This window comes from Hymenobacter sp. BT188, from assembly GCF_014333585.1.
GTDB lineage: Bacteria > Bacteroidota > Bacteroidia > Cytophagales > Hymenobacteraceae > Hymenobacter.
Genome location: NZ_JACSCW010000002.1, coordinates 831,647 through 855,494 on the forward strand (window position 1 = coordinate 831,647; position 23,848 = coordinate 855,494).

Sequence of the window (23,848 nt, forward strand, 5' to 3'; positions counted from 1 at the left end):
TGGACAGGAGCAGATAGGTGTCAAAATTAAACAGCTTATTTTATCTCAACTGTTTGTTACGCATTCTAAGCTTTTTGAGAAGAAAAAGCCCCTCACAAGACTATGTGGGGGGCTTTTGTACCTTATCGACAATAAACTAGCTTATCCAGCCGCAATAGCTTTGCGCTTGCTCGTGCGGGGCGCACGCTCTTCGCCCTGACTTAGCAGTTCGTCATCACGCTCGGCTTTCTTTACCACCCAACTCACCGAGTACAAATCCTTACGACGGTCGCGGAGGTTGCGCACGGCGCCGCTGCTGTTCAGATCCTTGAGCAAGTCCAGGTCGAGGTCAGCAATAAGAGTCATCTCGGTATTAGGCGTTGCCTCGGCCACGATGGCGTCGTGGGGGAAAGCAAAGTCGGAGGGACTAAACACAGCTGATTGCGAATATTGAATGTCCATGTTCTCAACGCGGGGCAAGTTGCCAACCGAGCCTGTAATAGCAACATAGCACTCATTTTCAATGGCCCGCGCCTGCGCACAAAGCCGCACCCGCTGGTAGGCATTTTTAGTGTCCGTCCAGAAGGGTACGAACAGAATTTTCATGCCTTCATCGGAGAGCATGCGGGCCAGTTCAGGAAACTCTACATCGTAGCACACGAGAATACCGATTTTGCCGAAGTCGGTATCAAAGCATTTGAGCTTATCACCGCCACGCATACCCCAATAACTCGCTTCATCAGGCGTTACGTGGAGCTTGTACTGCTCGTCCATGGTGCCGTCGCGGCGGCAGAGGAAAGCCACGTTGTGCAGCTTACCATCTTCATACACAGGCATAGAGCCGGCCACAATGTTGATGTTGTAGCTTACTGCCAGCTCCATCATTTTGGCTTTGATGGGCTCTGTGAAAGCAGCCATGGCCCGGATAGCTACCGAAGGCGAATCCTCGTTGGTAAGCGCCATCAGCGGAGCATTGAAGAACTCCGGGAACATCACACAGTCCGACTTATAGCCGCTGACCGTGTCCACGAAGAACTCAATTTGCTGCAATAAATCTTCCAAGCTGCGAGTAGCACGCATTTGCCACTGTACAATGCCAATGCGCACGTTGCTTTTCTGGTTACCGATGAGCTTTTCTTCCTCCTCGTAGTACACATTCAGCCATTCCAGAAGCGTAGCAAAGGCTTTCGACTCAGAATCATAAGGCAGGTAGCCACGAATGATTTTGCGAACGTGAAACTCGTTGGAAAGCTGGAAAGTCAGGATCGGGTCCGTGATTTCCTTGTTACGCACCATTTCCACGTACTTGGCTGGGGTCATTTGATCGGCATAAGCCGCGTAGCCCGGAATTCGCCCCCCAGCTACCATCGCACGCAGGTTCAGGTTCTCGCAAAGCTCCTTACGGGCATCATAAAGCCGCCGACCCAGCCGTAGGGAACGGTACTCGGGGTCAACGAATACGTCAACTCCATACAGCGTATCCCCGTCAGGATTGTGAGTGTCGAACTTGCCGTTGCCCGTGATTTTGGCGTAGGTATGGCGGTCTCCGAAGTCGCTGTATTGCACGATGATAGCCAAAGCGGCAGCTACTAAAGTGCCGTTGTCCTCAATGCCAATTTGCCCCTCCGGAAATTTCCGGATCAAAGCCGCGTACTCGTCTGACGACCAGGAGCCCTCCATGTTGGAGTACACCTTGTCCATGATGCCTTTCACCGCCTTGAAATCGGAGCGGCGCAGGGTCCGGAGTACCAACTTGTGGGCTGGTACTGCTGTCGGCGTAAGCAACTCAGGAATTGGCAGCGATGGTTTATCCGTTATTTTTTTGGCGTGGCTGCCACCAGTGCCAGCCTTACTGTTTGAACTTGTTGCCATAGGTATTATGTGATTTTGTAAACGCAAGCGAAAGCCCAGTATCCTATTGGAAGTATACTGTTAGAACGTGGCTTGTGGGTAGGGTACTCTGCTTTGGCCCCTAAGGTTTATAGAAGGGCCATCCAAAACCGGAAAGATTGCCACAATTTTAAGGTTCAGCTTGTTAGCAAGCCCAGTTCCTTGAAGTGCAGCGGCCTGCTACATTAGAGCAGAGTGGAGAACAGCCACTAGGCTTAAAGCAAGATAAGCACGTGCCGTGGGAGATAACTACAAGGTGCAAAGATTCGTTTCGGGTAGTAGTAATTCACTCTTAGCACCCTAGCCTTATGCGCGCTGCTCGCTTTCTTCTCCTATTCTTTGTGCTTGCGTCCGTTGGGGCGTGTACTGCTGATCCTGCCGCTTCCGATGCGCCAACAACCGGCGCCGATATGACGCCAGCAGCCACTTCCAACGATACATCAGCCGTTGCTGAACGCGTTGATTCAGCCGGGCCGGTACCCGACATGCCCCAGAATGTTCGCTCAGAGGAATATTCTGCCCCTCCCCGCAAAACGACAACAACCGGCAACCAGTAATGCCACACGTTGGTAGTGCGATAAATAGTAAAAGCGGGCTGTTGCGGCCCGCTTTTACTATTTATCGCACTACCAGTTATTAGACTATAGTTGCATTTCCGGCACGTCGCCCTCAGGTACTACGAGCTTGCCGGCTGTCGCGGCTTTAATTTGTTCTACACTCACGCCGGGTGCTCGTTCACGGAGCACAAAGCCATCGGGCGTAACGTCGATTACGGCCAACTCAGTTACAATTTTCTTCACGCAGCGCAAACCAGTAATCGGCAAGGTGCAGTCAGTCAATAGCTTGCTGCTGCCGTCCTTGGCTACGTGCTGCATGGCTACAATAATGTTTTTGGCTGAGGCTACTAAGTCCATGGCGCCGCCCATGCCCTTCACCATCTTGCCCGGAATCTTCCAGTTGGCAATGTCGCCGCGCTCGGATACTTCCATAGCTCCCAAAATGGTCAGGTCCACGTGCTCGCCCCGAATCATGCCGAAGCTGTCGGCTGAGCTGAAGAGGCTGGAGCCGGGGAGCGTGGTTACGGTTTGCTTGCCCGCGTTGATAAGGTCAGGATCTACTTCGGCCTCGGTAGGGAAGGGCCCCATGCCCAGCAAGCCATTTTCGGACTGTAGCTCGACGTTGATTCCCGCCGGAATATAATTCGCTACCAGCGTGGGAATGCCGATGCCAAGGTTGACGTAAGAACCATCGCGCACTTCCTGAGCGATGCGTTTAGCGATGCCGTGTTTATCAAGCATAAGAAGTGTCATGAACCACTGATTCGACGTATGGGTCGGAGTCGCGGATTATGTGGGTGGGAAAGTGGGAGGGTTACAGAATTACTTCGCTGCGGGAGCCGCCACCGCTGCGGGAGCCGTTTGCTGGGGTGCCAGCGACTGATAAACAGCCGTTTTGAACTTATCGGCCAGGGCGCGGGCCGTGCCACTTGGGTACTTCTGGGTATAAATCAGGGCTACCAGCTTTTCTTTAGGGTCGACCCAGTAAGTAGTGCCAAAAATGCCCCCCCACTCGTATGAGCCTTCCGATAAGCCGGGCTGTTTGGCAGCCGCGCTCTGGGCGGTAGTGATACTGAAACCCAGGCCGAACTTGTTGTTGCCCTGGTTAACTTCACCCATCTGGTTCTGAGTTATCAAGGCGACTGTGGCAGGCTTGAGCAGACGGCGGCCGTTGTGCGTGCCGTTGTTGAGCATCATTTGCAGGAAGACAGCGTAGTCATCGATGGTTGACGATAAGCCCGCGCCGCCCGAAAAGTATGTGCCTGCCGCCTTGGGATAATCTGGTATCATGCCCTGGCGCGGACGCATAAGCACAGTGGTTTTCGTAGCCTCATCCTCGGTGTAGAGCTTGGCTAAGCGCGCTTGCTTGGCTTCGGGCAGGTAGAAATACGTGTCCCGCATACCCAGCGGCTCGAAAAGTCGCGTGCGCAGGTACTGGTCCAGCGACTGGCCCGACAGCACCTCAATTAAGCGGCCCAGCACGTCTACGCTCAGCCCGTAGGTGAACCGCTCGCCCGGCTGGTGCATGAGCGGCAGCGGTCCTAGCGCGTCCATGGACTTAGCCAAATTGCCCCCCGGCGTACCGATGCCGCTGGGAATGTTGGCCTTTGCATAAATGGCCTGCGCTTCCTTGCTGCCGATTACCGGATAGCTGATGCCCGACGTATGCGTAAACAGCTGTCGGATGGTGATTTCGCTTTTGGCCGGTACAGTGGTGTATGTGGAATCCTGCTCATTAAATGTTGCCAGTACTTTGGGGTTGGCGAAGGCTGGCAAATACTTCGAAATAGGGTCGTCGAGCTGAAACTTCCCTTCGTCATAGAGCAACATTAGGCCAACGCTGGCCACCGCTTTGGTTTGGGAGGCAATGCGCATAATGGCATCGGGGCGTAGTGGGGTTTTGGCCGCCATGTCGTCCACCCCGAAAGCTTTGCGGTACACTACTTTGCCGTCGCGCATCACCAGAGCAATAGCGCCGGGCACGCGACTGTCGGTCGTGTATTCTTGCAGTAATTGGTCGATGCGCTGGAAGTGGGCTGGCTTCGGCGCCATCATCGCCTTGCTCGGGCGAGTGGTCTTTTTAGCCGGTGCCGCAACCTGAGCAAAAGTGCCGTAGCTACTCAGCGCCAACAACAGAATAAGGGAAGTCTTTTTCATAGTACCGTCTAAAACTTCAGTCAACGCCAATCAGCTGGGCTGAATCACAACTTCCGCAAACCAGCCACTAAACTTAGCTGCGCACGGTCCGTTGCTCGATGCGCTTCTCGTAATTCTTGCCCTCAAATATGCGCTGCACGAAGATACCGGGCGTATGAATCTGGTTGGGATCAAGTTCGCCGGCGGGCACAAGTTCCTCTACTTCGGCCACGGTAATCTTGCCGGCCGTCGCCATCATGGGATTGAAATTGCGGGCGGTGCCTTTATAAATGAGGTTACCTGCCGTATCGCCGCGCCAGGCCTTTACGAAGGCGTAATCAGCGGTGAGGCCGGTTTCGAGTAGGTACATCTTGCTTTTAAACTCCCGGCTTTCCTTGCCTTCGCCCACTTCGGTGCCGTAGCCAGCGGGCGTATAAAAGGCTGGAATACCGGCTCCACCCGCCCGGATGCGCTCAGCCAGGGTGCCCTGCGGAATTAGCTCTACCTCAAGCTCACCCGATAATAGCTGCCGCTCAAACTCTGCATTCTCCCCCACATAGCTCGATATCATCTTGCGCACCTGCTTGGTTTGCAGCAAAAGCCCGATGCCAAAATCGTCGACACCGGCGTTGTTGCTGATGCAGGTTAAGTTTTTAACACCGAGGCGCAGCAGCTCCTGAATAGCGTTTTCGGGGATGCCACAGAGGCCAAAGCCGCCGAGCATGAGCGTCATGCCGTCGGTGATGCCTTGTAGTGCCGCATGGGCGTCGGCTACAACTTTGTTTATCATATCAGGTGGGTGGGGTAATTGGGAGCGGGAAGTTAAAAGGATAATAGGTTTCGCGGAAGCAGGCTGCAAATTAGCCCCCCACTAAGTGCTGGCGGGCAGCATCGGCGTCTTTGGCCAATTGTGCCTTCAACTCATCCAGGTTCGCAAATTTCTGCTCATCGCGGAGGCGGGCTATCAACTGAATAGTCAGCGGCTGGTCGTAAATGTCGTCCGAGAAATCCAGCAGATGTACTTCAATAGTCTGCGCTAAATTGCCCCCCACAGTAGGGCGCACGCCAATATTGAGCATGCCCTGTTGCACGTCGCCGTCGGCGGTGGTAGCCAGTACGGCGTACACGCCATGAGCCGGCACCAGCTTAGAAGCCTCTGCCAGTTCCAGATTGGCCGTAGGAAAACCGATGGTGCGGCCGAGCTGCTGACCACGTACCACTTTGCCAGTCAGTGAATAAGCGTAGCCGAGGTGACGGTTGGCCGTGGCAATATCGCCGCTCAGCAGGGCGCGACGGATACGAGTGCTGCTCACACCCACGGCATCCACGTCTTCGCGTGGAATCTCTTCTACTTCCAGGCCGTAGCGGTCGGCGTGCTTGCTGAGATATTCAAATCCTCCTTCGCGGTTTTTGCCAAAACGATGATCGTAGCCAATTACTAATTTCTTGGTGCCAACGGTCCGCAGCAATAGCTGCTGAATATATTCTTCGGAAGTCAGCTGCGCGAACTCGCGGGTGAATGGCACAATCAGCAAGTAATCGACGCCAAACTGTTCGAGGCGCTCAATTCGCTCATCCAAGGTAGAAAGCAGCTGTAAATCAAGCGGCTCTGGGTGAGTGGGTGGCGGGTCGAGCACCAGGCGCGGGTGCGGCCAGTAGGTAATAACTACGGCAGGGCCACCGCTTTGACGGGCCACTTCCAGCAGCCGATGCAGAATTTTCTGGTGCCCTACGTGTACGCCATCGAAGGTGCCGCTCGTCACGACGGCTTGACCTAGAAAGGGAAATTGCGCCGGGTCGCGGAAAACTTGCATCTGCTTGGGTGGCTAAATGACGGGGAAATTATTCCTGGGGGGCTTTTTCGTCGGGGGCGGAAGCTGCCGCGGCAGTAGAAGCGTCGTAGTAAGCTAAGCCTTGGCGCACGGGCCGCCGCCGATTATCGGCTGGCCGTGGTGGCTTGGCTAAGTCAGCTTCTGAGCGGGGTGGGCGCAGGGCCTCAATATCAGCTATAGTAAGAGCATCCGATAACGAGTACTCCCCAATACGAGTACGAGCGAGCTGGGTAAGATGGGCGCCGCAGCCAAGGGCGGCACCAAAATCGCGGGCCAGGCTGCGGATGTAAGTGCCTTTGGAACACACCACCCGAAACTGAACGGTAGGCAAATCAATGCTGGTTAGCTCGAAGGCAGTAATGTTAATCTGCTTACTCTTAATTTCGACAGTATCGCCACGGCGGGCTACTTCGTAGGCGCGCTCGCCGTTGATTTTTACAGCTGAGAATAGCGGTGGCGTCTGCTCGATAAGGCCAATAAAAGGCGCAGTAGCTGCTTGCAGATCGGCCTCGGTGAGGTGAGCGTAGGGGAGCTCGGCATCGACGGGCGTTTCCAGATCGAAGCTGGGCGTGGTCTGGCCGAGGCGGAAGGTGCCGGTGTACTCTTTTTCCTGCGCCTGAATGGTGTCAATTTCCTTAGTTTTCTTGCCCGTGCACAAAATGAGCAGGCCCGTCGCCAGCGGATCGAGGGTGCCCGCGTGCCCGATTTTCTTGATGCGCAACATGTTCTTCACCTTGCGCACCACGTCAAACGACGTCCAGGTAAGCGGCTTGTCCAGCAATAGAACCTCACCGGTCTCAAAGTCAAATTCTTTCTGCTTCATATCAATTGCAAATCAATACCCAACCCTATCATTAGCAGAATAATAACGCCGATACCAATGCGATATATGCCAAAGGACCGGAAGCCGAAGCGCGAGACAAAGTTTACAAACGAATTAACCGCCAACAGCGCCACCACAAACGCTACCACATTGCCAAACGCCAGCACCTGCAGGTCGCCGGGCTGTAGCGGCGTGATTTTGTAGGCTTTATAGAGTTGATACGCAGTAATAACAAACATGGTGGGCACCGCCAGCAGAAACGAAAAGTCGGCGGCGGAGCGGCGGTCGAAGCCCTGGCTAAGTCCACCGACGATGGTGGCCGCCGAGCGCGACACGCCCGGAATCAGGGCGATACACTGAAACAACCCGATTTTGAACGCCTGCTTGATGTTGGGCGTCGTCACTTGCTTGCGCTCCCCATCAAACCACTTATCAACGAACAGCAGAATAAGGCCCCCCAGCACCAAGGAAACGGCTACCACCGTCACGCTCTTCAATAATTCGGTAATAACATCTTTGAGCACGAAGCCCAGAATACCAAATGGAATAAAGGCAACGGCCAGCTTCAGGTAGAAATCAAAGCTCTGCAAAAAACGGCGCCAGTACAGCGCTACCACCGACAGAATGGCCCCAAACTGAATAGAGGTGATGTAAACTTCCGTAAACGGAGCCTGCCCGATTCCGAGCAGATTGGCCACAATAATCATGTGGCCGGTGCTTGATACCGGTAAAAACTCCGTCAGACCCTCCACAATCGCGAGGATCAGCGCATGCCAATAATTCATCTATTAACGCTTGTAAGTAGGGCGAGCTGCCGGGGTAGGGGCAACCACTGGTGGCGAGACACTGGCAGTTGAGGATGCCTCCACTGAAATAGTCTCGGCGGGGTTTGAACTTTGCCCTCCAGGCTTAGCCATAATGGCAAAAAACTCAATAATGAACCCAACAACCAATAAGATGGGACCAAGTGTGATGCCCAGAAACCCAAGGCCGTAGTCCGCAGTGTCGAGGGTCATGGTGATAAAGCCCGCCACCAATACGGCCAAGCCTATGAACATGAGCCGATAATTACGGGGCCCAAATGCGAAATGGGAAGTGGGGCGTTGTTCCATGGAATCCAAATGGGGTTTCAAGCGGTGGTTCAATACAGCTTGATAAAAGTGAATTGATGTTAATATAAATCGTCGAGCGACATGCCTAGGTACTTACGCACGGCGCGGTAGGAGCTGAAAAAACCGATGACGCAGCCTAGCACGACCATCAGCACCAGCAAAGCACCAATTAGACGCTCATCGAGCAAAAGCCGAAGCTCATCTACCTGCAAGTAAGCGTATTGCTGCAGCGCCAGCAAAATAAGAGCCGCCAGCGTGCCACTGACAAAGCCTTGCCAGGTAGCGCGCCGCAAAAACGGGCGTTGAATAAAGAAGGAAGTAGCCCCCACCAGCTGCATACTCCGAATCAGGAAACGCTGGGAGAAAAGAGCCAACTTGATGGTGTTGTTAATCAGGATGGTTACAACGAGCGTAAGCACTACGGCAAAACCGAGCAGTACCAAGCTGAGCTTGCGTACGTTTTGATTGATGCTGGTAATCAGGCTTTGTACGTATTGTACCTCATGCACGCCGCTTTCGGCCCGCAGCTCCTGCTCTATTTTGCGCAGATTGAGCGAATCAGTATACTCCGAATTTATGCGCAAGATATAAGCATCGCGCAACGGATTATCGCCCAGAAACTGCTGAAAGTCCTCGCCGGTTTGCTCGATGAACTGACGAGCTCCTTCTTCTTTGGATAGGAAGCGCACTTGGGGTTGCCGGTCGCGGAAGGCGATGTAGGGCTTGCTCGAAAAGGCTTGCTGCAAGCGCAGGAGCTGCGCTTCGGGCAGGTCGCGGTCTAGGTACACCTGCATTTCCAGGTTCTCTTTTACCAGGTTGGAAAGCTTGTGGGCGTGAACCAGCAGCAGCCCAAAAAGCCCAATTACCAGCAACGCCAGTGTGATACTAAACACGACCATCGTGTGCGGATAGTTACCCAGCTTTTTCTTACGAGTGGACGAACGGGGAGGGGAAGCCATGCCGCAAAGGTAGGATTAGCAATTAGCAATGAACGCAATTACCAGGTTTGAATTCGAAAAAAGCCCCCCAGAGCTATTTGAGCGTCATGCACAGAATGCTCTGCATGACACTTACCTGGGCAACAACCCTATCACATGATCGTGCGAGGATCATCGTCTACGATGAGGGCTTCGCGGGCTTTGCGGGCGGCCTCGTCGCGGCGACGAACGCGCTTACGAGCGAACAGCTCTTGTAACGAATCGAACTGCTCCGTATGAAGCAAGCTGACAGCCGCGCGGGGCTGGTTAATAGTTTCCAGGTCGCGAGGCGTAGTTTGGTAGCGCAAACGAGCCCGAAAGCGACCATCGGGCTGTAGGTAATATTCCAAGCTAAGGTCGCCGAGCAAGGACGTTTGGGCCGTTTGGTCGATGTCGCCGGAGCCCGGTACGGTGCCCAGGTTGGTTGAATTCGTAAAGCCGCCTTCGCGCGTCACGCGCAGGCGGCCATTCATAAAGCTGTAGCTCAGCCGCACCTGCAACGCTTGAAGCTGCTCCTGGGAAAGCCCGTTGAGGTTAAAATCAATCTCCAGATTCTGGTCAATCTGAGAGGTGAGCAGACCCAACTGCGTAGAAAGAACCTGCCCCAGGCTATTGCCCACCGTGTTGTTGCTGCCGCTCAGTGAAAGCTGAGCAAAAGAGCCGGGGGGCGAAAGCTGCTTAAATACCAGTAAGCTGAATACCTGACGGTTAAGCTCCTGTTCGTCGTTGCGTAGCGAGTTAGTAAACGAAGCCAAATCGCCCTCTAAAGCGGAAGGCGCGTCATTAAACTCCAGCCCCAGCTGAATGGCTGGCAGCAGCAATGGACCCGTCAGATTCATAACGGCCGTAACAGGAACTACCGCACCCGCGCTGGGAGTAGCCGTGCCCAACACCGGCGCAAGGGAGGTGCGCTGCGTGTAAGCGGCCGTCACGTTCATCTGGCCATCCAGCGGGTTGCCATTCCACGAAATGGTGCCGCCGGGCCGCACCACAAATTCCTTATTGATAAGGCCTTGCAAAGTGAAATTATAAGCCCCCCGCACAATCTCAATCTGGCCATACATATTGAATTCGCCGCGGGTATCCACGTTTAGTCGCAACTGGCCCACGGCCGTGCCCCGAATTACGTCGCCGGTGCTTTCATCGAGAATAATCTCCACGTAAGCATCCTCGGTGACTGTCAGGTTGAAGTTGAGCTGCAAGCCCGACAGATCCACACGGCCAGCGGCGGCCGCTACAATGGGCACAGTGGAAGTAGTATCGGTAGGCAGGTTGCGGTTTACGAACTTGATATAGCTGGCCTGCTCGGCCTTGGCTGCATTATCCAAGGGAAGTGAAACCCGGGTGCCCGCCTCGCTACGTGCCGTAACGTTCACAGTCAGGTTATCGACCGGGCCAAACACACGTGCCTCGCCCGTACCGTAGGCTCGGCCGAAGTACAGCTCGTTTTCCTTACGGGTGGTATTAAGCAGCTGGAGCTTGCGGAAATCGGCGCTCAGATTAAGCACCATGTTTTGAAAGCCCTGATGTCGAATTTCCCCGTCGAGCGTGCCCGTGTTGCCGAACACGTCGCGCAGAGTTACCTCCCGGAAAACAATACGGTCTTCGCGGAAGGAAATACGGTCGGTAAAACGGTAGGTGGTGCCCAGGTAAATAAACTTGAAGCGACCATTGCTCACATCCACATCACCCACAAGGTTGGGGCCGGCCAGCGGGCCAGTCAGCCGCAGCCGACCGACGGCCGTGCCACGCATATTATCGAAGAGCGTGCCTAGTAAAGGCTCCGCTATTTTCACTGGCGCACTGTCGAGCACGGCGGTAAGATCGAGCTGGCGTATGGGCTCGCGCGGCGCTACAGTGCCGGTGACCGTGAGCACACGCTGCTCGCTGTTCATCACATCCAGGTTCACTCCTAGCTTACTAGTAGTGTTATCCCAGTCGCTGCTGCCCGTAACGTTACCGATCAGAATATCATCAAAGCGAAGCGAATCGACAACCAGCGAGCTGTTCACAACCAGGGCGCCAAAAACGCCACTCACGGTTCCCTGCGCATTGGCCACGCCCGTAATGTTCTGCTTGGTCAGCGAGCTTAGCGTAGCCAGCTCCAAGTTCTGAACGGCCAACTGCAAGGTTTTGGCCGGATCGGTGGAAATGAAGCCCTGGGCACTTACCTGTTGGGCACCATTCGATAGGGTGAGGCTGCGGATATCAATCTCTTTGCCTCCATTGGAAATCAAGACTACGTTTTCAGGCGCCAGCGTCCAGTCTTTCCCCAAAAGGTTGAGGCCCGACTGCCGGAATATCACTTGCACGGCCCGCGGCAGAAACGCAACCGAGCCATTAATTGCCCCCCGGTTGGTGGTGCCGGTTTGGGCGAGCGAGGTCGAGAAATTGATTTTATCCTGATCCCAAACTCCCTCCACGTAGAAGTTTTCCGTCTGATTCAGAAGAGGAAGTTTTTGCTTTGCGGAAGTAATATTAGCCTGCGCGAGTATTTCGGGTTGATAAGGCAGCTTGGAGGTGAGCAGTTCCATTGACGTATTCACGGCCCGAATGCTGTCGTAGCGCAGGCTGTCAAATTGCCCGGCCAGGGTGAAAATAGAAGTAGGGCCATTGCGGAAAGAGCCATCCACCCGTGAGTAGTCGGATATCTCCAGCTTGGGCACAAATAGCTGAATAACCGGATTAGCCCGCTTCAGATAAAGGTCTAAATCGATAGCATACTCGGAAATTGCCCCCTGGCGCTTGCGGCGGTAGTAGTTGGCGGTTTCAGTGTCGTTGCTTTCGAAGTTGAGCTGATATTCCTTGATGAGCGTTTGTACGTCGCGGGCTACGGTGGTGAAAATGAAGTCGCCGTTGGCGGTAAGGTTCAGCACTTCGGAGCGCACGGCTACGCTGCGCTGCCCGTTCTGGCGCTGGCTTACGATGTCGAGGGTGTCGATGGCTACGTTGCGGCCGGCGTAGCCCACCTTGGTTTCGCGCAGGATAATGCGCCCAATCAGATCATCAAGCTTCAATCCTTGAAACCGCAAATCAGCTTTGGTGGCAACGGTAACGGCCTGATCGGTGAGGCCAAGGGCGCGCAGATCGGCGCGACGTACCTGCGCCCGCAAATCGAAAGCCTGGCGTTTTTTGTTCAGGTCTACGCGGCCGTCGGCGGATATCTGCAGGGCGGGATCGTTCACGGTCAGCTTGCCCTCAAAGGTTTCGCGGCTGAACTGCCCATTGGTGGTGATGTTGCGAAGACGGTAGCCTTTCAGCCAAATGCTTTGCACGGTTGCATTGGCCCGCAGGCGGGCACCTTCAGGCGTAAAACCTATGCCTTCTACACGTCCACTAAAGGCAATGTCGCGCACGGTGCTTTGGTCGCCCAGAAACTTGCCCAGCTGGAAGCCGGTAGTTTTTACTTGCCCTTCATAATTAGAATAGCGAGGGTCAGTCTTGAACTTGATATTAACATCCGAAACTACATCACCCAAAGCCGTATTGAAGGAGCCGTTGGCGACGAAGTCGTTGTAGAAGCCCAAAAATTGCCCCTTGAGCCGCACTGTACCTAGGCGCTGCACATAGGCCCAACCCTTGGCCGGTACGAATTTGCGGATGTCGCGTCCGTCTATCACGGAGGGCTGCAGACGCATTTCCACGAAGCTTTCCTTAATATTGGGCAGCCCTTCCACGTTAATGCTGCCTACCACGTGCGTGCTTTGCCCGTAGCGCACGTCGAGGTTGCGGGTCGTGAAATTGGTGACGTAGCCTTTGGCTTCCCCTGAGAGCAGCACCGTTTCGTTCAGGTCGCGTAGCTGGGGGGCAAAATGGGCGATGTCGTCGGAGAAAAGCCGCGTTGGACCCAGTCGTGCCGTTACGCGTACCGAGTCGTTGAAGTGGGTGAAGTTGAGAAAGCGCTTATAATCAAAGCGCACGTAGTCTTTGAGGTAGCTGCGGCCCACGCGCAGGTCGGTATTGGCAAACTCCCAATACGTAGGCGCAAACGTCATGTCGGTATCCCAGTGCTGCACGCGGGTTTTTGAGGGCTTTTCTACGGCGCGCATATCCCGAATGCGGGTGACGATGGTGTCGCCGTGCATTTTGATGCCCGAGAAATCAGCATAGATGCTGTCGACTCGCATGTGCGCGTAGTCGATGCCGTATTTGACGCGCGGCTGGTTCTGCCTCTCTAATACGAAGCGGCCATTGCGCAGCCCAACGCTTCTAATTTGAAAATCGAAGGGCTTCTTGACTTTAGTGGTGTCGGTGGGGCCAAGAAGGCGGCGCACGGCAGACACAAACTGACTTAAGTTGGTAGAATCAGGTGCGTCGGCGTAAGTGACTAGAGCAAAGCGTGGCTCATTCAGGATTAGCTGGCCCACATGCAGACGGCGCGGATTCAACAGCGAAAACAGCTGAATATCCGCCTCCGCCTGCCCTATGTGAAATAGCTCACCGCCGCGCCGGTCCAGCACTTGCACGTTCTGGAGCAGCACCCGCGAAAACGGCCGCACATCTAACCGCCCAATACTAACGCGCTGCCCCAGCTTATCCGACAAAAAAGTGGCTGCCCGCTGCGCTACCCGCGTCTGCACGCTCGGTATCCGCAGCGCCACCAACACCGTGCCCACCGCCAGCACCACAAGCAGGAGCAGCCCCAGCAGGATTTTGAGCAGAACGGAGATAAAACGGGGCACGGGGAGAGGATAAGCAGAAAGGAATGTAACGACGAAGATGCTGCTTTTCGCCTAATCGTTGGCTGACGCTGCCATAAGTACGAATCAGGGACTTAAACGTGGCCCCAAGAATTCATTATTTCCTTAGAGAGTTTAACGCGCCTGTTTAGTTTAATCGACAGCTCGGCTTTTTTGATTTTAAAGTAGAAAACGTGCCTGACATATTCTCCAAAAAGCCCCCCAATGAGCCAAATTAGAGCCTCTGAAATATTCTTTAAGTAAGACCATAAATAGTGCATCCTTAGCAAATCTCTCTACGTTAGAAAATATATAAGTTAAATTTTTATTGTTTAAATCCTAAAAGATTAGATGAATGAAAAAAGCCATTTACTTATCGAAGCTCTGCATTTGCCTGCTGCTATTAGCTTCTCTGACTAGTTGTGAGGATATTCTGGAGCAGTACTTTCCAAAGCCCACTCCACCACCACCTGCTTTTCCTAGTCTAGGTTTAGATATTCCATTCTATACCTTGTCTGGTGGTACCAAGTTAGATGCCTATTCTACCAAAGATCCTGCTGTCCGTACTTCATCGGTAAACATTACAGGTTTGCAGAGTGGAGAGCGCATCTTAGCTATCGATTTTCGGCCCGCCTCAGGTCAGCTTTATGGCGTAAGTAGCTCTAACCGCATTTATATAATTAACCATCTGACTGGCCGAGCCCATGCTGTTGGTTCGGGAGCGTTTACGCCTGGATTAGAGGGTAACTTAGTTGGGTTTGACTTTAATCCTACGGTAGACCGCATCCGGATCGTGACCAGCACGGGGCAGAACCTGCGGCTGAATCCGGAAACTGGAGCCGGAACTATCGTTGACGGAACTATTAATGGCGCCGCCGGAGCCACTATCACGGCTTCCGCTTATACAAATAACGTGGCTGGTGCAAGTACCACTGTGCTCTACGACCTCGACCCAGCCACCGACAAGCTCTACCGCCAGGATCCGCCCAACAATGGTACGCTGGCGGCCGTGGGCAATTTGAACTTAGACATCACAGGTGAGGGCGGCTTCGACATTGATGCCAAAAGTGGTGCCGCTTTGGGCTTATTTGAGGTAGCAGGCAAAATCACCTTATTTACTGTCAACCTGACTTCGGGTGACAGCCAACCGCTCGCGCAATACAGTCAGAGCCTTGGGTATTCAGGCCTAGCTATTCCAACGCAACCCGTGGCCTATGCTATACTTGCTAATTTTGAGAATACAAACCCTATCAAATTCAACGATTTAGTAATTTTTAATCCGACTAATCCCGCTGCTCGCATCATCAAACCCATTACCGGATTACTCACCAACGAATTTATTCAGGGAATAGACTTCCGTCCGGCTAATGGGCAGATTTATGCAATCACTACGAATAACCGGCTTATTACGCTGAACGCAGCCACGGCCGCGGCTACGTTTGTTGGCTCCTTAAATGTACCGCTTACAAGATTCTTCCTTGGCTTTGATTTTAATCCCGTAACGGATCAAATCCGCATCACGGAGGCTTACACTAACACCAATCTGCGTATAAATCCACTTAAAGCAACTGTTACTGTAGATGGGAGTTATAATCAGCTCTTTGATTCCTTTAGGCCATTCGTTGTCGCAGCGGCCTATGATAACAACTTTGTGGGGGCTACATCCACGAATTTGTATGTAATTAGTATCAATGCTAATAAGCTATATCTGGAGAATCCGCCAAACGCGGGCACGTTGGTAGAAATCGGTAGCCTAGGTGTTAGAAACGGCAGGACCGATTTCGACATCGGTAGCACCAGCAATACTGGTTATGCTATCATGAATGCGAGTGGTAGCAGCTTTACGAGCGGTCTCTACACCATTAGTCTGTCGACGGGTAGGGCAACGTTCGTAAGTAACATTGAATCGTTTGTTCCTAATTCTGATAAAGACATTAGTGGTTTCACAATGGGTTTAGGCTTTTAAGGCTAACCATCCTTATTGTTGAACTCTGATACAAAAAGCCTTGGCCCGTAAGCCAAGGCTTTTTAAGTTTCTCAATCAATTGTCGAGTCAGGTTACCATGGCCCCAAGTGTCGACAGCAGAGCAGAAATCTAGGTATTTAGACGACCTTTGGGTGATAAATCTGGTGGCGGTTGGTTAACAAAATGCTAACTGCTGTTTACTCTCTTTTGACGCCAATAGCACTAAGGCACATTGGCTTGCGACATATGAATCCTTATCCTATCATTCTGGCCATCGAATCATCCTGCGACGATACCTCGGCCGCCGTGCTGGCTGGGGGGCAAATTCGCTCCAATGTAGTAGCCACCCAGCGTGTGCACGAACAATATGGCGGCGTGGTGCCGGAGCTGGCCTCGCGTGCCCACCAGCAGCACCTGATTCCGGTGGTGCAGGAGGCGCTGCGCCAAGCCGGCGTAACCAAAACGGAACTCGACGCGGTGGCTTTCACCCAAGGGCCGGGGCTGCTGGGCTCGTTGCTGGTCGGCAGCATGTTTGCCAAAACCTTTGCGCTAGCGCTCGGCAAGCCGTTGCTGGCCGTGAATCATATGCGGGCGCACATTCTGGCGCACTTTATCAATGAGCCACGCCCCACGTTTCCCTTTCTCTGCCTGACAGTGAGTGGTGGCCACACGCAGCTGGTGGTTGTAAAAAGCCCCCCAGACATGCAGGTAATTGGCCAGACCATCGACGACGCAGCTGGCGAAGCTTTCGACAAAACCGGTAAGCTACTCGGCCTGCCGTATCCTGCCGGTCCGCACCTAGATAAGCTGGCCAGCACCGGCAATCCCACGCGCTTCCCGTTTCCGGTAGGCGCTATGCCCGGCTACGATTTCTCGTTCAGCGGCCTCAAAACGGCCGTGATGTACTTTCTGCGCCAGCAAACGGCTAAGAATCCGGAGTTTATTCGGGAAAACCTGTCCGACCTGTGCGCCAGCATTCAGTACACGATTATTCAAACCTTGCTGCGCCAGCTTCAGCGCGCCGCTGCAGATCTGGGTCTGACGCAGATTGCCTTGGCTGGTGGCGTGGCTGCTAATTCCGGCTTGCGCGCCGCTTTGCAGGAATTAGCGTTGGAAAAAGGTTGGGCTGTATTTATTCCCGAGTTTCAGTACTGCACCGACAACGCTGCTATGGTCGCCATGACAGCGCATTTCCAGTTCGAGGCCGGCGATTTTGCCCCCCAGCTTGTTAGCCCGGACCCTCGGTTGAAGTTGGGGTAGGGGGATTTAAGTGGAGTTAATAACTGAAAAAAAGGCGGTCATGCAGAGCGGAGCATCTCGCGTGCTGATGAGAGGTTAGTAATTCAACCAAACACGCGAGATGCTTCGCTGCGCTCTGCATGACCGCCTTTAGTGTAATATTCTCTTAGTGTTTGATGAAAATCCCTTTTCAGCCCGGCGACGTCAAAACCTATTCTCTCATTGTGACAGCTTCTGACTTTGCAACAATGGAGGGCCACACAGTACACGAAGTATTGAGCACATTTGCGCTGGGGCGGGGCATGGAGTGGGTGGGGCGGTTGTTTGTGCTGGAAATGCTGGAGGCGGGGGAGGAGGGCATTGGCACGATGCTGCACGTGGAGCACCACGCGCCGGCCTTTGCGGGCGAAACCGTCGAATTTCGCGCTACTTTTGCGGCCCTGGAAAATCGGGAACTGACTTGCGCCGTAGAAGTCCGTGTGGGCGAGCGGCTGGTAGCAACTGGTCGCACCGGACAGCGCATCGTACGGAGCGAAAAGCTGGCAGCTCGTTTTGCTGCCTTGCGCGCCAACTCCCCAACATCTGCTTAATCAGCGCCTCACCGCGCTTTCAATTATTATGGCCAAAGAAAAAGACGCTCCGCGCAAAGTCAATATTGTTAATCGCCGGGCCAGCCACGAGTATTCTTTCCTGACGAAGTACGACGCTGGTATGATGCTGCAAGGCACCGAAATAAAGAGTATCCGCGACGGCAACGTGAACATGCAGGACGGCTTCTGCATTTTCCACCCCGATGGCAGTCTGTGGGTGCACAATCTCTCCATATCTAAGTACACCGAAGGTACTTACAACAACCACGAGCCCACCCGCGAACGGAAGTTGCTGCTCACCAAGCGCGAGCTGCGCCAGCTTTCCGACAAAAGTCAGGAGCAGGGCCTCACTATTGTTCCCATTCGCTTATTTGTGAGCGACCGGGGCTTTGCGAAGCTGGAAATTGCGCTGGCCAAAGGCAAAAAGCTCTACGACAAGCGCGAAGATATCAAAGCCAAAGACCAGAAGCGCGAAATGGACCGGGCGCGCGACTACTAAAGTTTAGAGCTGAATAGGGTGCATTTCCCTTATTAGGAATATAGCTTTGCCGGTGGTTTTTAAAAACCGTTGCTACCAGACCGAATGGCCGCTAGTAGCTAGCTTTCTGGCTTCAAAACTTAAACCTTCAAATTTCCTTGGAATACGGAATTTGCCCCCTGAGCGTGGTGCCGGTGCGGGCCGAGCCTAATGATCGGGCCGAAATTGTCACCCAGCTCATTTTTGGCGAGTGCTACACCGTTAAGCTTATTCAGGGCAATTGGTGCCAGGTCCGCATTGCCGCCGACCAATACGTGGGCTGGATGGACGTGAAGCAACACCAGCCCGTGACCGGTACTTACTTTGCCGAATGGGGCGCGCATGCTCACCCGCGCAGCCTCGATGTAGTCCAAATGGTAAGCGATGCTGACTCGCGCCAGCCTATTTCATTGGGCGCCCGCCTGCCTTTTTTTGATGGCATGACCTTTCGTCTGGGTGAGCGGCAACTCTTTTATAATGGAGCCGCCACCAATCCTACGTCTAACGGGGACCCGGGGCGCAAGGCCGCGCTGCTTCAAAAAATGGGCTTGGCCTTTCTGAAAGCGCCTTATCTGTGGGGAGGCAAAACGCTGTTCGGTATCGACTGTTCGGGGCTTATGCAGCAATTGTATGGCTTGGTTGATATCCAACTGCCCCGCGACGCCCGTCAGCAGATTGACCACGGCCGCACTGTCCATTTCGTTTCGCAGACCCAGCCTGGTGATCTGGCCTTTTTTGATAATGCTGAAGGCAACATCGTGCACGTAGGCATGCTGCTGGAAGACCAACAAATTCTGCACGCCAGCGGTGAAGTTCGTATCGACCCGCTCGACCACAACGGCATCTATAACCGGCAGCGCCAGAAATACTCGCATAAGCTGCGCCTGATTAAGCGGCTGTTGCCGGATTGAAATAGTACCAAGCCTAGGCTTGGTACTATTGCTTTAAAAAAGCCCCCCACAGCCCTGGACTAAAGGAAACTTAACCCAGCGGCTGTTGTTAATGCGCTAAGAATCACCTAGCTTTCGCTAACCGGATTCTCCCTGAGCGTATGGATCAAAAAGTGCTTGTCTTAAACGGTGACTACACCGCGATTACGCTTTGCAGCGTGCAGAAGGCTTTTGTGTTGCTTTTTTTGGATAAGGCGGAGATGATTGCCAAGTCTGATGGCACGCTGCGTACTATTAGCCAAGCTTTCCCAAAGCCCAGCATTATCCGCTTGCAGCGCTATGTGCGCGTGCCTTACAAAGGCATTGCCTTGAGTCGCCACAACATTATGAAACGCGACCATTTTGAGTGTCAGTACTGCGGATCTACCAAAAACCTGACGCTGGACCACGTACTGCCCCGTTCTCGCGGTGGCGAATCGTCGTGGACTAATCTGCTCACGGCGTGTGCCCGCTGCAACCACGCCAAAGGGCATCGCACACCACACGAAGCGGGCCTCACGGTGCGGCAGCAGCCCAAGAAGCCTACCTTGGCGGGCTTCCTGAAGCTCTCGGCCGGTACGATAGATCAGAACTGGCATGATTACCTTAATTGAACTAAGAATGGGTCGGTAAACAAAGGTTTGCCGACCCATTTTCTTCTCGTACCAAAAGGAATTACTGCTCTGCTTTAAACTAACCGTCGCTGGTTGAGGTTAGAGGCATACCTTTGCCCCCCGTTCCACCCAATTAGCGTTCATGTCAGTTCCTAAGTTTGCGGCTTCCCGCTCTTTTCATACCGAACTAAAGTCTCGGATTAACGCCTACTTCGAGGAAGCGGGCAAATCGCAAACCGGTAATTCTGGGCTTTTCGTCAAAGCGCTTATTCTGACGACTGCTTTTGTGCTGGTGTATCTGCACTTAGTGTTTTTCACACCAAGCGCCTTCATAGGTATTCTGGAGTGTATTCTGCTCGGTGGTATTGGGGCGGCTATCGGCTTCAACGTCATGCACGACGGCGCCCACGGCAGCTTCAGTAAATCGAAGTGGCTCAACCAGTTCGCGGCGTTTACCCTGAATGTGCTGGGCGGCAATAGCTTCATGTGGAATATGAAGCACAACCTCATTCACCACATGTATACCAATGTGGACGGCGTAGACGACGACCTCGACGTGCAGCCGTGGATGCGCATGAGCAGCACTCAGCCCCGCCGTAAGCTCCACCGCTTCCAGCACCTTTACTTTTGGTTTCTATACGCCCTGCTCTACATCGCCTGGATCTTCTTTATGGACTACCAGAAGTATTTCAAAGGCAAAATCGGTGGCATGCCCATCAAAAAAATGACGGCCACCGACCAATCGGTTTTCTGGGGCTTCAAGGTGATTCATCTCTTACTCTTTATGGCCCTTCCCATCTACACGGTAGGGTTTGTGTCGTGGCTAGTAGGTTTCGTAGTATTCGCGGCAGTAGCTGGTTTCACTCTTAGTTTGGTGTTCCAACTGGCACATACAGTAGAGCACGCCGCCTTTCCCATGCCCGATGAAATCACGAATAAGTTAGAGGACGAATGGGCTATTCACCAGATTAAAACTACTGCCAACTTCGCCACGCATAATAAAGTCATCAGCTGGCTAGTTGGTGGCCTGAATTTTCAGGTAGAACATCACTTGTTTCCTAAGATTTCGCACGTACACTACCCAGCCATCAGTAAGATCATCAAGCAGATGTGCGAGGAGTTTGACATTACTTACAACGAGTATCCCAAGATGCGCTACGCTGTAGCCTCGCACGTATCGTATCTGCGCGAAATGGGCCGTAAGTAATATGTATTATTTATAAAAAAGCCCCTCAGAAATGTTTCTGGGGGGCTTTTTTATGCAAGCGGTAACCTATCCTCAATAATAACTTGGCCACATAAAGCAATAAGAACGTTGTCTTCCTGCTGCTGATAGAAAACGGAATTGGGGTGATGTACATCGATTTCCTTATCACAACCCATAAGTGTAAACAGGAAGCTAAATAGGAGGCAGTACTTCATAGTCTGAAAGTAAGTAGATTCTGCTCCAAACAGTGCTTAGTTTCCTGCATCAAACTCCGTATCTTTGCCGCCCCGCCAGGGTGGTGGGTCTGAAGCCTCAGCTTCAGCGAGTTACTCATAACGCGTTCCGGTAGGTGGCCCTGAGCCGGACGTGTAGATAAGGGCCAAACAGTAACTATGGCAGAAGTAGCAGATAACTTCGACTGGGACAACGTCGGAGCGACCGGCTTTGGTGGCAATTATAGCCCCGAGCAGCGCGCCGAGATGGAGAAAATGTACGGCGACACGCTGACCACCGTCCAGGAGGAAGAAGTTGTGAAGGGCACCGTAGTCGGCATCACCGACCGCGACGTGATCCTTAACATTGGCTTCAAATCAGACGGCCTCGTGCCCCTGTCCGAATTCCGCGATTTGGTTGACCTGAAAATTGGTGACCAAGTAGAGGTATTCATTGAAGACCAGGAAGATTTGAACGGTCAGTTGATCCTTTCGCGCAAGAAGGCGAAGATCAAGCAGGCTTGGAAGTCGATTTACGACGCTCTGGAGTTTGATAACATCCTGGAAGGTGTAGTAAAGCGTCGGACCAAAGGTGGTCTGATCATGGAATTGGATGGCGTTGAAGCCTTCCTACCCGGCTCGCAGATTGACGTGAAGCCTATCCGTGACTTCGACATTTATGTTGGTCGCCGCATGGAAGTGAAAGTGGTAAAAATCAATGCCGCTTTCGACAACGTAGTTGTTTCGCACAAAGTCCTGATTGAGAAGGACCTGGAGAAGCAGCGCGAAGCCATCCTGAACAACCTCGAAAAAGGTCAGATTCTGGAAGGTGTGATCAAGAACATGACAAACTTCGGTGTGTTCATCGACCTCGGCGGTGTCGACGGTCTGTTGCACATCACCGATATCTCGTGGGGCCGCATCGCTCATCCAAGCGAAGTATTGCAGCTTGACCAGAAACTCAACGTGGTTGTTCTTGACTTCGACGAAGCCAAGAAGCGTATCTCGTTGGGCCTGAAGCAGCTGACTCCTCACCCATGGGATTCGCTGCCTGCCGATATGGGCGTAGGCTCGAAAGTAAAAGGCCGTATCGTGAACGTAGCCGACTATGGCGCATTCATGGAAATCGTGCCTGGCGTAGAAGGCCTGATCCACGTTTCAGAAATGAGCTGGAGCCAGCACCTGCGCAACCCGCAGGATTTCATCAAGCAGGGCGACGTAGTTGAAGCGCAGATTTTGACGCTGGACCGCGAAGACCGCAAGATGAGCTTGGGTATCAAGCAATTGAGCGAAGATCCATGGACTCGTGGTGACTTCGGCGGCAAGTACGCTGTGGGTACCAAGCACAACGGCCTCGTGCGCAACCTGACCAACTTCGGCCTGTTCGTAGAACTGGAAGAGGGTGTAGACGGCCTAGTACACGTGTCTGACCTGTCATGGACCAAAAAGATCAAGCACCCATCCGAAGTGGTGAAGGTGGGCGACCGTCTGGACGTGCTCGTGTTGGAGCTGGACGTTGCTAACCGTCGTTTGGCCCTTGGTCACAAGCAATTGGAGGAAAACCCATGGGATACGTTCCAGACGGTATTCACTCCTGGTTCGGTGCACAAAGCCACTATCACGGAGAAAAACGACCGTGGCGCGGTACTCGAGTTGCCTTATGGCATCGAAGGTTTCGCTTACCCCAAGTCGTTGGTGAAGGAAGATGGTTCGAACGCCGAAAACGGCGAATCGCTCGACTTCCGTGTGGTTGAGTTCTCGAAGGATGATCGTCGTATCGTGTTGTCGCACACTGCCGTCTTCAATCAGGCGCAGCAGGAAGAAGACACCCGTGCTTCGAAGTTCGCGAAGAAGAAGCCAGCCGGTGGCCAAGCTGCTGGTGCCGCACAAGGCGAAGGCAAGCTGAGCGACCTCAAAAAGCCGGCAACGGCTGACAAGTCTACCCTCGGTGACCTGGATGCTTTGTCCGCTCTGCGCGATAAGATGATGGGCAACGAGCGCGACGCTGGTGTTCAGAAGCTAGAAGCAAAAGCTCCTAAGGCTGCTAAAGCCGAAGAAGCTCCTGCTGCTGAAGCTGACACTACCGAAGATGCTCCGGCCGCTGAAGGTGGTATCCTTGCTGCCGTAACCGGCGCTGCATCCGCTGCTTTCGACAAAGTAACTGAAGTAGCTGGCGACGTAGTTGACACTGTAGCTGATTCGGCCGCTTTCGCAAAAGCGAAGGAAGTAGCTGGTGATGTTGTAGAGAAAGCAAAAGACCTCCTACCTGGCAACGAAGATGCCGACAAGAAGGACGAAGAGAAAGCCTAGGCTTTTGTAGCTTATGATTAATAAAAAGGCCCTGACAGTTGTCAGGGCCTTTTTTGTGAGCTGCAGGCGCTAGTGATTTGAATCTACTTCGCACGCAACCAATAGCTTAGGATGCCAATGGTTGAAAAAAGCCCCCCAGGTTTGGCGAAGGTCAGATAATGGCGTAAGTTTGCACCCTCATTACCCGGTGACGTGACCGAGTGGCTAGGTAGAGGTCTGCAAAACCTCCTACGGCGGTTCGAATCCGCCCGTCACCTCTTTCCTGTTCCTGTTTTCTTT

General features: G+C 53.3%; 19 protein-coding genes and 1 tRNA gene. 10 read left to right on the forward strand and 10 right to left on the reverse strand.

Going from position 1 to position 23,848, the window contains the following annotated elements:
* Positions 1-141: 141 nt before the first annotated feature.
* Positions 142-1,680 (reverse strand): bifunctional GNAT family N-acetyltransferase/carbon-nitrogen hydrolase family protein, encoded by a 1,539-nt coding sequence (locus H8B13_RS07610; protein ID WP_261990288.1) that lies wholly within the window; start codon positions 1,678-1,680, stop codon positions 142-144.
* Positions 1,681-2,210: 530 nt separating this feature from the next.
* Between H8B13_RS07610 and H8B13_RS07615 the strand changes: the two genes are divergently transcribed.
* The gene (locus H8B13_RS07615; protein WP_187310186.1) at positions 2,211-2,426 is read left to right on the forward strand and encodes a hypothetical protein; all 216 of its coding nucleotides are present in this window, start codon (positions 2,211-2,213) and stop codon (positions 2,424-2,426) included.
* Positions 2,427-2,510: 84 nt separating this feature from the next.
* On the opposite strand, the gene H8B13_RS07620 is transcribed toward H8B13_RS07615, so the two are convergent.
* From H8B13_RS07620 to H8B13_RS21530, 9 genes are all read right to left on the reverse strand, one after another.
* The gene (locus tag H8B13_RS07620; RefSeq protein WP_187310187.1) at positions 2,511-3,167 is read right to left on the reverse strand and encodes a CoA transferase subunit B; all 657 of its coding nucleotides are present in this window, start codon (positions 3,165-3,167) and stop codon (positions 2,511-2,513) included.
* A gap of 81 nt (positions 3,168-3,248) precedes the next feature.
* Positions 3,249-4,583, reverse strand: coding sequence for a serine hydrolase domain-containing protein (locus H8B13_RS07625; RefSeq protein WP_187310188.1), 1,335 nt, complete (start codon positions 4,581-4,583; stop codon positions 3,249-3,251).
* 73 nt (positions 4,584-4,656) lie between these two features.
* On the reverse strand, positions 4,657-5,352 hold the full coding sequence (locus tag H8B13_RS07630) for a CoA transferase subunit A (protein ID WP_187310189.1): 696 nt from the start codon (positions 5,350-5,352) through the stop codon (positions 4,657-4,659).
* Positions 5,353-5,422: 70 nt separating this feature from the next.
* Complete coding sequence (locus H8B13_RS07635) at positions 5,423-6,376, reverse strand: bifunctional riboflavin kinase/FAD synthetase (protein ID WP_187310190.1); 954 nt, start codon at positions 6,374-6,376, stop codon at positions 5,423-5,425.
* 28 nt (positions 6,377-6,404) lie between these two features.
* A complete protein-coding gene (gene truB, locus H8B13_RS07640) occupies positions 6,405-7,217 on the reverse strand; it encodes a tRNA pseudouridine(55) synthase TruB (protein ID WP_187310191.1) in 813 nt (270 codons plus the stop codon).
* Entirely contained in the window at positions 7,214-8,002 is a 789-nt protein-coding gene (locus H8B13_RS07645) for an undecaprenyl-diphosphate phosphatase (RefSeq protein ID WP_187310192.1), read from the reverse strand. The genes truB and H8B13_RS07645 overlap by 4 nt, the downstream gene beginning before the upstream one ends.
* A gap of 3 nt (positions 8,003-8,005) precedes the next feature.
* The gene (locus tag H8B13_RS07650) at positions 8,006-8,329 is read right to left on the reverse strand and encodes a DUF3098 domain-containing protein (RefSeq protein ID WP_187310193.1); all 324 of its coding nucleotides are present in this window, start codon (positions 8,327-8,329) and stop codon (positions 8,006-8,008) included.
* 59 nt (positions 8,330-8,388) lie between these two features.
* Positions 8,389-9,288 carry a cell division protein FtsX gene (locus H8B13_RS07655; protein WP_187310194.1) on the reverse strand — a complete coding sequence of 300 codons (900 nt, stop codon included), beginning with the start codon at positions 9,286-9,288 and terminating at the stop codon, positions 8,389-8,391.
* 131 nt (positions 9,289-9,419) lie between these two features.
* Positions 9,420-13,988: a translocation/assembly module TamB domain-containing protein gene (locus tag H8B13_RS21530; RefSeq protein ID WP_187310195.1), complete on the reverse strand. Its 4,569-nt coding sequence runs from the start codon at positions 13,986-13,988 to the stop codon at positions 9,420-9,422.
* Positions 13,989-14,340: 352 nt separating this feature from the next.
* Between H8B13_RS21530 and H8B13_RS07665 the strand changes: the two genes are divergently transcribed.
* The 9 genes from H8B13_RS07665 to H8B13_RS07705 all read left to right on the forward strand — a co-directional run bounded on the left by H8B13_RS07665 (position 14,341) and on the right by H8B13_RS07705 (position 23,826).
* Positions 14,341-15,951, forward strand: a complete 1,611-nt coding sequence (locus H8B13_RS07665) for a DUF4394 domain-containing protein (protein ID WP_187310196.1) — start codon at positions 14,341-14,343, stop codon at positions 15,949-15,951.
* Between the two features lie 246 nt (positions 15,952-16,197).
* Complete coding sequence (tsaD, locus tag H8B13_RS07670) at positions 16,198-17,211, forward strand: tRNA (adenosine(37)-N6)-threonylcarbamoyltransferase complex transferase subunit TsaD (RefSeq protein ID WP_187310197.1); 1,014 nt, start codon at positions 16,198-16,200, stop codon at positions 17,209-17,211.
* Positions 17,212-17,366: 155 nt separating this feature from the next.
* On the forward strand, positions 17,367-17,780 hold the full coding sequence (locus H8B13_RS07675; protein ID WP_187310198.1) for a thioesterase family protein: 414 nt from the start codon (positions 17,367-17,369) through the stop codon (positions 17,778-17,780).
* A 28-nt stretch (positions 17,781-17,808) separates the two neighbouring features.
* Positions 17,809-18,279 carry an SsrA-binding protein SmpB gene (gene smpB / locus H8B13_RS07680; protein ID WP_084446556.1) on the forward strand — a complete coding sequence of 157 codons (471 nt, stop codon included), beginning with the start codon at positions 17,809-17,811 and terminating at the stop codon, positions 18,277-18,279.
* A 137-nt stretch (positions 18,280-18,416) separates the two neighbouring features.
* Positions 18,417-19,208, forward strand: coding sequence for a C40 family peptidase (locus H8B13_RS07685; protein ID WP_261990258.1), 792 nt, complete (start codon positions 18,417-18,419; stop codon positions 19,206-19,208).
* Between the two features lie 140 nt (positions 19,209-19,348).
* Positions 19,349-19,840 (forward strand): HNH endonuclease, encoded by a 492-nt coding sequence (locus H8B13_RS07690; RefSeq protein ID WP_187310199.1) that lies wholly within the window; start codon positions 19,349-19,351, stop codon positions 19,838-19,840.
* Between the two features lie 142 nt (positions 19,841-19,982).
* On the forward strand, positions 19,983-21,047 hold the full coding sequence (locus tag H8B13_RS07695; RefSeq protein ID WP_187310200.1) for a fatty acid desaturase family protein: 1,065 nt from the start codon (positions 19,983-19,985) through the stop codon (positions 21,045-21,047).
* Positions 21,048-21,439: 392 nt separating this feature from the next.
* Entirely contained in the window at positions 21,440-23,569 is a 2,130-nt protein-coding gene (gene rpsA, locus H8B13_RS07700) for a 30S ribosomal protein S1 (RefSeq protein ID WP_261990259.1), read from the forward strand.
* 186 nt (positions 23,570-23,755) lie between these two features.
* Positions 23,756-23,826: transfer RNA gene (locus tag H8B13_RS07705), tRNA-Cys, on the forward strand.
* The last annotated feature ends 22 nt before the right edge of the window (positions 23,827-23,848 follow it).

What these genes read in the sequence shown, in the direction of transcription:
- H8B13_RS07610 (WP_261990288.1), bottom strand. Translation starts at nt 1,680, where the DNA reads ATGGACAAGGTGTACTCCAACATGGAGGGCTCCTGGTCGTCAGACGAG.
- H8B13_RS07620 (WP_187310187.1), bottom strand. Translation starts at nt 3,167, where the DNA reads ATGCTTGATAAACACGGCATCGCTAAACGCATCGCTCAGGAAGTGCGC.
- H8B13_RS07625 (WP_187310188.1), bottom strand. Translation starts at nt 4,583, where the DNA reads ATGAAAAAGACTTCCCTTATTCTGTTGTTGGCGCTGAGTAGCTACGGC.
- H8B13_RS07630 (WP_187310189.1), bottom strand. Translation starts at nt 5,352, where the DNA reads ATGATAAACAAAGTTGTAGCCGACGCCCATGCGGCACTACAAGGCATC.
- H8B13_RS07635 (WP_187310190.1), bottom strand. Translation starts at nt 6,376, where the DNA reads ATGCAAGTTTTCCGCGACCCGGCGCAATTTCCCTTTCTAGGTCAAGCC.
- truB (WP_187310191.1), bottom strand. Translation starts at nt 7,217, where the DNA reads ATGAAGCAGAAAGAATTTGACTTTGAGACCGGTGAGGTTCTATTGCTG.
- H8B13_RS07645 (WP_187310192.1), bottom strand. Translation starts at nt 8,002, where the DNA reads ATGAATTATTGGCATGCGCTGATCCTCGCGATTGTGGAGGGTCTGACG.
- H8B13_RS07650 (WP_187310193.1), bottom strand. Translation starts at nt 8,329, where the DNA reads ATGGAACAACGCCCCACTTCCCATTTCGCATTTGGGCCCCGTAATTAT.
- H8B13_RS07655 (WP_187310194.1), bottom strand. Translation starts at nt 9,288, where the DNA reads ATGGCTTCCCCTCCCCGTTCGTCCACTCGTAAGAAAAAGCTGGGTAAC.
- H8B13_RS07665 (WP_187310196.1), top strand. Translation starts at nt 14,341, where the DNA reads ATGAAAAAAGCCATTTACTTATCGAAGCTCTGCATTTGCCTGCTGCTA.
- tsaD (WP_187310197.1), top strand. Translation starts at nt 16,198, where the DNA reads ATGAATCCTTATCCTATCATTCTGGCCATCGAATCATCCTGCGACGAT.
- H8B13_RS07675 (WP_187310198.1), top strand. Translation starts at nt 17,367, where the DNA reads ATGAAAATCCCTTTTCAGCCCGGCGACGTCAAAACCTATTCTCTCATT.
- smpB (WP_084446556.1), top strand. Translation starts at nt 17,809, where the DNA reads ATGGCCAAAGAAAAAGACGCTCCGCGCAAAGTCAATATTGTTAATCGC.
- H8B13_RS07690 (WP_187310199.1), top strand. Translation starts at nt 19,349, where the DNA reads ATGGATCAAAAAGTGCTTGTCTTAAACGGTGACTACACCGCGATTACG.
- H8B13_RS07695 (WP_187310200.1), top strand. Translation starts at nt 19,983, where the DNA reads ATGTCAGTTCCTAAGTTTGCGGCTTCCCGCTCTTTTCATACCGAACTA.
- rpsA (WP_261990259.1), top strand. Translation starts at nt 21,440, where the DNA reads ATGGCAGAAGTAGCAGATAACTTCGACTGGGACAACGTCGGAGCGACC.